Here is a 7,105-nt window from a genome sequence, read left to right as displayed (position 1 = left end):
TGGTCAGTCAGCTTTCCGTCCTTGAGCCACCGGTGCAAGGTGGTCTTGGAAAGCCTGTATGTTCTCTCTACTTCCAATTGTCTCAACAGCATCCAGCATTACCTCGTTCAACCAAATCTCATATTCTTGCTTGTCTGGCATGGTCTCAAATGGCGGGTCAACTTCAATCCGTTCACCGTTGACCACCATGCTTCGGGCAGGTTTGTGGAGGAAAAGTCAGTTATCCGGTAACTGTTTCATCCTCCTCCAACACAAAACAAGATGAATCCTGTCAGGATGCTACTGGAGCATCTAGGAGGTTCCGCCGAAATCCCTGGGGGGAGGCAGATCGTCCTCCATATCTTGCCCGCTGGCGACTACGCTCCTGATCTGTGACCCTGGGATGTCTTGGGCCAATAGGGTTTTTCGTCCAAGACCGCTTCCAGGATCTCCAGGCACTCCGCCGCATCCGCCGCATAGCCGTCAGCCCCGATATCCTCTGCGAACTCAAGGCTGATCGGAGCGCCACCCACTATTATCTTGCACCTGTCCCGGAGGTTGCTCCTCTCCAGCAAGTCTATGCATTCCTCCATGACACCCATGGTTAACGTAAGAAGGGAAGACATCCCAAGCACGTCAGGCTCATGTTCTTCAATGGCCTCGGCGAACTGGTCAGGAGGTACGTCCACGCCTAAGTCTATGACTTCATACCCGGCAGCCTCCATGACCACGGATACCAATCCCTTGCCAATATCGTGAATATCCCCTGCCACTGTTCCGATGACTATTCGCCCCTTGGGTTGCCGCCCCTTATCAGAAAGGAGGGGCTTCAAGAGCCGAAGTCCCCCCTGCATGGTGCGGGAGGCAAGCAACACATCGGGCACGCAGATCTCAAGGTTGCGGTACTTGTCGCTTATCCGTTTCATCCCGGCGATAAGTCCCTTCTCCAGGACATCAGTGGGTTTGAAGCCCTTCCTCAAGGCCTCCAGAATCAAGCTTCGCACCTCTTGTGCCTTTCCCAGGGCGACCTTCTCGGCGATACTGCACAGCACTGGCTTACCTCCTTGCCTGCCCCACGCGCGTATTAGCGGGAAGGCCCACGTCATACTGGTATGCTGCCACATGAGTTAGGGCTGCTGGGAAACCTCCTGTGTCCTGGATGCCTTCTGCCCTGCCTTGTGCCACCGGGCCGGCCAGATGACGTGCTGGGGAGCAACCTTCTCGAAAGGCGTGCTGTTCCTGTAGTGACAGGGGGTCACCTTCTCGACCTTCTTGAATACCTTGACGAAGTAGCTGGCCTCAGAGTATCCGACTTTGAGCGCTATGTCTCCCACCCTCCATCTGGTCTCACGCAGTAGCCACTTGGCTTCCTCGACGCGGACCCGTGTAAGGTAGTCCATCAAGGAACAGCCAAGATTCTCCTTGAAGAGTCGAGTCAGGTAGTCAGGGCTAAGATTGACTGCTACTGCTACCTCCTTGGTGGATTGCAGGGTGTTGAAGTGACGGTGTATGTAACGCTGAGCCTTGGACACTGTCTGAGATGAACGACCCCCCCCCGCCTCCGGGAGACAGGCGAGGTACCCATCCAGGGCCATCTCCATCAAGTAGCACATATCCTCCGTAGTCCTGAGCGTGTTCATCCTCTCCAGGTAGAACGCGCTCATTTCCAGCGTTGCGGAGGTCCCCGCGCCCGCTTCAAGGGCTGCCCGGGACATCTGTGCCAGTAACTCCAGGAAGCGCGCCTTGAGACACTGTTGCCCAGGAACTCCCACCTGGATCGCGTTGGACAGAACGGAACACATGGCCTCTCGGGCTGCCTCAGGATCCCCCAGCTTGAGCTTCACGAGGACCTCGTTCTCCTGCCTCAGGGAGTACCGGGATGAGTCCGTCCTATCCGTGTCAGCAGAGCCCTTCTGCCGCATCCTGTGGGCCAAGTTCGCCTGCTGCTCCGTGATGGCCTTCCTCTGCTCTAGAACTGTAAGGCCGGTTCTCATCAGGTTGTCCGCAACAGTGAACAGGAGATCGGCCGCAGCCTGAACCCGAACCGTGGAGATGACCTCCAGGTCTCCAGCTGCCGCCTGGAGGCGCGCGGGATCCACTCCGAACTTGTGGGCGACCTCTTCCACCTCCTCCCAGAAGAAATCCTCGGGATCCCACATGAGTACCTGTCCGCAAATGATGGAACCCATCTGGGCATCCCCGACCATCAGGGGAGCGGCCCAGCTCACGAGGCCAGCAGGGCAGCGGAAGATGTAGGGCTCCCCGAATCTGGCCGCGTACTTGCCCGCCCTTGCGTAGGACTCCCTGCACTTCCTGCTCCCCTCGTCTCCTGCCCTCACCAGCTGGCAGAACGTGACCTGAGACCGGGTTTCATTACGTAATAGAACCTTGCCTTGGAGATCCACGATCTGAGCGTGGATCCCGGTGGCTTCGGTAAATGACGCGAGGATCCTCTGGAGAGTCTTGGCGTCGGCTACCTCTCCCAGCCTTGTTGTGGACATCTCCTCATTCAAGATGTCTGCCTCCCTGCGGAAAGAGCATCCGAACCACCCGGTTTGTACGTTGTTTCTCTCCATGGGTCCCATTTCCTCTTAAACCGCCGGCTTGCTCCGTTCATAGTGGCGAGATTCCGCTACCTTGCCACGCATCTGGGAACCGCACCGGTGTGCCCTCCGGTTCCGATCCCTAGTTATGCAGGGCTTTACCCCTCGGCGGCGTTGCGGGGAGGGATCGCTCGCCCCGAAACGGATTATCGGAAAATTACCATAAAGCCCGAAGAATTACCAAGGAACCCAACTGCCTCAAGGCCAAATTATGAGTTCTATACTCGATCCATTGTGGCGGCCCCCTGGATCCAGGGTCTGGGACCAGGGGCAGCATCACCATGAAGGGAGCGTGCCCAGTTGGCCGAGGATAGAGTCGTCGAATTCATCGCCGGCATCCGCTGGGAGGACCTTCCTCGGGAGGTTCAGGAAAAGGCCCGTATGTGTGTGGTGGATAATCTGGGTGCCCTTCTTGTGGGCACGCTGACGAAGATAGGCGGCATCGCTTCGGAGTATGCCAGGGAGACATGGCCTGGCACGGGGGCTACACTCTTCTCCGGCGGGAAGGCCTCCGCGGTGGGAGCCGCCTTTGCCAACGCCTGCGCCGCCAACGGCCTGGACATAGATGACTGCGCCCTGTATACCTGGGGCCATCCGGGCGCCCAGATCTTTCCCTCCACCCTGGCGGTGGCCGAAGACCTTGGCCTGAGCGGGCGGCATCTCCTTTCAGGTTTGGTTGTGGGCTACGAGGTGGCGTTCCGCACGGCTCGCTGCTGGCATGACTATCGCCCGGTGTACCAGTCCTGCGGGTCATGGGGCTCCGTGGCCTCAGCCGCTGCAGCCGCGCACCTCATAGGCTTCCCTGTGGCCCAGATCCACCATGCCCTGGGGATAGCCGAGTACCATGCCCCAAACCTGCCCATGATGCGGGATGTCCAGCGACCGGCCATGGTGAAGCACGGAATAGGGTGGGGTGCCATGACAGGCGTTATTTCTGCCCACCTGGCCTCTCGAGGTTACACTGGCATTCCGACGTTGCTGGGGTTCGAACAGTACCGTGAGTGGGTGGAGGACATAGGCCGGCAGTACATTCTCCCCCACGGGATAGTCTGGAAAGAGTATTGTTGCTGTGCCTGGGCCCATCCTGCCCTGGAAGCGATCAAGACCATTGCCAGCAGGAATGATATTCCCGTGGATAGCATCGCTCGCATTCACATCCTTGCCTACCACGAGGCTGCCTGCCTGGGAACCCGACTTCCCGCCACCACCGAGGAGGCGCAGTTCAACATGGCTTGGCCCGTGGCTGCGCTCCTCCTGGACGGAGAGGTAGGCCCAAGCCAGATGCTGGAGCATCGGCTGAAGGACCCGAGAATGCGGGCCTTGGCCTCCAAGGTCGAGGTGGAGGAATCCGAGGAACTGAACAGTCTTTACCGGTTATCCGAGGCCAATGACCCGGAGGGCAAGGATGCGGCCGTGGTCTCAATATACATGACGGACGGGGGAAAGATCGAATCCGGACTCGTGAACAATCCCTGTTACCCACAGCCTGGGTGGGACCGGGCAAAGATGGAGGAGAAGTTCCGGTGGCTGGCCCAGCACTTGCTCACGCCGAAGGGCATTGACCAGGTTACGGAGCTTGCATGGCACCTTGATGACGTCGGAGACGTGCGCGAGTTCACCCGGGCCGTGACGGAGGGGTTGCTTTCCCGACGACCCTGCGGCCGGTCGGATTCGGGCCAGGGGGGGTTTTCATAGGGTGTTCGGCTGCCTACTCCAGAGACTGACCGGAGCGGTGACGCCTTTGCATGAACCCGCCAGATGTCTACGCCGGTGGCGCCAGCCATGCAGTCGTTGCGCTGGTGCCTGCCCGCAAGGCTGCCTGGAAATCGGATCTAAGTCGAATCCGCCCCTGCACCGGAAAGACCGGTGTCTGGGGTGCCTTAACTGCGCGGGCGTATGCCCATCGGGGGCCTTCCGTTTCCCCCAGGGAATCATGGAGACTTGGAGGCTCTTCCACTCTGGGAACGGTCCCTTGCGCGTCAACTGCGGGCAGGTCTACCGGCTTGAGCGCGCTCCGGTCCCATGCCTCGGAGCGTTGAGCTATCCAGTGATGGCCTACCTGGCGTCACTAGCCGGAGGCCTCCAGCTGACCTCAGCGGATTGCGCGGGCTGCGGGCGGAGGAGAGAAGGCCTCCTGGAGCGGAATCTTGCCCAGGCCGGCGAGGCCCTGTCGCGGCTTGATACGGGGGTTTCCATACAGGTGCAGGCCCAACCTGCCACGCGACCTGCAGGATCAACAGCAAGGCTGACCACCAGGCGTGCCTTCCTGGCGGGGGGGATCGTCCAAACGGTCGAGGCGGCCCGCGGTGAAGCCCTGGAAATCGGGGCGGGAATAGTCTCAACCTTGAGGGCGGTGAGAGGCGATAACCTGGAGACACAAGCCAGACGATGGTTTCTCGATGCCCTCAGGCAACATCCCGGCGCCCTGCCCCATTACCTCTTGCCCTTCAGGATACTCCGTCCCAGGGAGGCAACCAGGGCCGAGGCCCGCCAGGCCCTGAGCCGTTGTGTTCCTGGGGCCCTCCGGCTGGTGGAGGTTAGGGGGTCTATAGACCTGGTGCACCAGCGAGAGCGGTGCCGCTCCTGCGGTCAAGGGCCCTGTCCGGTTTGGCCGGAGGCCTCTAGGGCTTTTCTCCGGGAAGAGCCGGGAGACCGCGTGACATTGGCCAGTTGGACCTCTCACTGTTCCCAGGGCATGGAAACGCCGGCCGCGGAGCCGAAGGGAAGCAGTCAGGCCTCCAGTCGACCGTGTGCAACCGGCAGAAATAGGCGCCGTGACACGGCCGAGTGAGTCTCTGAAGGGTTGACATATAAAAAACTGGGAGGGTTGTGCAATGAGCTGGAGCGAGCGAGAGCACCCTTTGGTGTTGGAGCTCAAGGAGGCCTACCGCAAGGGAAGGATCAGCCGTCGGGAATTCTTGAGGAAGTCGGCCCTTCTCGGGGCCTCGCTGGTGGCCATGAACAGCTTCCTGGCGGGATGCGCTCGCCAGGCCCAAGAGGCTCCTCCGGAGAACGGAGAACCCGCGCCCGCACCGGGCGGCGTTGTGAGGGGGGGGACGCTCCGGGCCAGCTCCGTGGTCAGCCGAGTGGACCACCCGGCCCGCCTCTCCTGGGTGGCCCCCTCCAATATGCTGCGGAATGTTTTCGAGTACCTAAGCTACACGGATGAAGCCAACATCACCCACCCGTACCTGCTCGAGAGGTGGGAAGCCAGCGAAGACCTGAAGACATGGGGGCTATACTTAAAAAAAGGCATAAGGTGGAACAACGGGCAGGAATTCACTGCCGATGACGTGGTGTTCACCTTGAAGCAATGGCTGGATCCAGAGGTGGGGTCCTCGACCCTGGGCCTCATGTCCTACCTGAGCCCCGGCAACATTGAGAAGGTCAATGACTACGAGGTCAAACTGCATCTGGCCAACGCTCAAATCGGAGTGCCCGAGCACCTTTTCCACTACCCCAATTTCGTCCTCCACAGGAGTTTCGAAGGGGATGTCTTGAAGGCCCCCGTTGGTACTGGGCCCTTCACCATCCAGGAATGGCTGGAAGGAGAACGAGTCGTTCTCAAGAGGCGGGACGGTTACTGGCAGACGGGCGCGGACGGCCAGGCCCTCCCCTATCTGGATGAGGTAATCTTCATCGATCTGGGCGATGAGGTGGCCCCCCACGTCACGGCCTTCCAGGCGGGCCGGATCGACCACATAGACTTCGGCGACCTGGTGGATATTGACGGTTACCGGGCCCTCAAGGATTTCCCGGGTGCCGTGATCCAGCAGGTGACCACCGCTAGCACCAGAGTGTTGAGAATGCGTGTGGACCGGCAGCCCTATGACGACAACCGGGTACGGCTGGCGCTGAAGCTTTGCCAGGACCGGGAGAAGATACTGTCCCTTACCTACTTCGGCGAGGGTGTGGTGGCCAATGATGCCCACGTTGCCCCGTCCCACCCTGAGTACTATGACCTTCCGCCTCTGCCCTTCGACACCGCGCGGGCCAAGGCGCTCCTGGCGGAGGCGGGCTATCCAGACGGCATCGATCTGAAGCTCACGGTAGCCAGTGGCTATCCCGAACAGGTGGCTTACGCTGAGGTGCTTCAGCAAGACGCCGCCGCGGCCGGGTTCCGCATCCAGATCGAGCCCGTCCCCACTTCTGTCTACTGGGACCAGTGGACAGAGGTGGACCTGGGCATAACCTGGTGGGGCCACCGCCCGCTGGGAACCATGTGCCTCCGGCTGGCTTACACCGCTGAGGCCGACGGCACACCTGTGCCCTGGAACGAGACTCGCTGGGTGGACCAGGAGTTCCAGACGCTGCTTGACGAAGCAGAGATGACCCTGGACGTGGACGAAAGGCGCAGGATCATACACAAGCTCCAGGAAATACAGCGGGACCGAGGGTCCATCGGGATCGCGTACTGGTCCGATGCCTTCGCCATATTTCGCAAGGGCGTGGAGAACCTTCAGGCTCATCCCAGCCAGTACTGCCAGTACCACGACGTCTGGCTCCAAAAGGCCTAGCCGGAG

General features: G+C 60.5%; 5 protein-coding genes and 1 pseudogene. 4 read left to right on the top strand and 2 right to left on the bottom strand.

The features are described 5' to 3' along the window. Nucleotides 1-356: 356 nt before the first annotated feature. Both AB1576_10570 and AB1576_10565 read right to left on the bottom strand, forming a co-directional pair. On the bottom strand, nucleotides 357-1,031 hold the full coding sequence (locus AB1576_10570; protein ID MEW6082196.1) for a corrinoid protein: 675 nt from the start codon (nucleotides 1,029-1,031) through the stop codon (nucleotides 357-359). Nucleotides 1,032-1,106: 75 nt separating this feature from the next. Further along, nucleotides 1,107-2,492, bottom strand: coding sequence for a PocR ligand-binding domain-containing protein (locus AB1576_10565; GenBank protein ID MEW6082195.1), 1,386 nt, complete (start codon nucleotides 2,490-2,492; stop codon nucleotides 1,107-1,109). 390 nt (nucleotides 2,493-2,882) lie between these two features. On the opposite strand from AB1576_10565, the gene AB1576_10560 reads away from it, so the two are divergent. The 4 genes and pseudogenes from AB1576_10560 to AB1576_10545 all read left to right on the top strand — a co-directional run bounded on the left by AB1576_10560 (nucleotide 2,883) and on the right by AB1576_10545 (nucleotide 7,099). Then, nucleotides 2,883-4,277: an MmgE/PrpD family protein gene (locus AB1576_10560; protein MEW6082194.1), complete on the top strand. Its 1,395-nt coding sequence runs from the start codon at nucleotides 2,883-2,885 to the stop codon at nucleotides 4,275-4,277. Between the two features lies 1 nt (nucleotide 4,278). Beyond that, nucleotides 4,279-4,497, top strand: a pseudogene (locus tag AB1576_10555) (4Fe-4S dicluster domain-containing protein). Nucleotides 4,498-4,617: 120 nt separating this feature from the next. Beyond that, nucleotides 4,618-5,373 carry a hypothetical protein gene (locus AB1576_10550; GenBank protein MEW6082193.1) on the top strand — a complete coding sequence of 252 codons (756 nt, stop codon included), beginning with the start codon at nucleotides 4,618-4,620 and terminating at the stop codon, nucleotides 5,371-5,373. 43 nt (nucleotides 5,374-5,416) lie between these two features. Further along, nucleotides 5,417-7,099, top strand: a complete 1,683-nt coding sequence (locus AB1576_10545) for an ABC transporter substrate-binding protein (protein MEW6082192.1) — start codon at nucleotides 5,417-5,419, stop codon at nucleotides 7,097-7,099. Nucleotides 7,100-7,105 lie beyond the last annotated feature (6 nt).

The organism is Bacillota bacterium, assembly GCA_040754315.1.
In the GTDB taxonomy this organism is placed as follows: domain Bacteria; phylum Bacillota; class Sulfobacillia; order DUSP01; family JBFMCS01; genus JBFMCS01.
The sequence above is the reverse complement of the archived record's forward strand: the minus strand, read 5'-3'. Positions and strand labels throughout refer to the sequence as shown.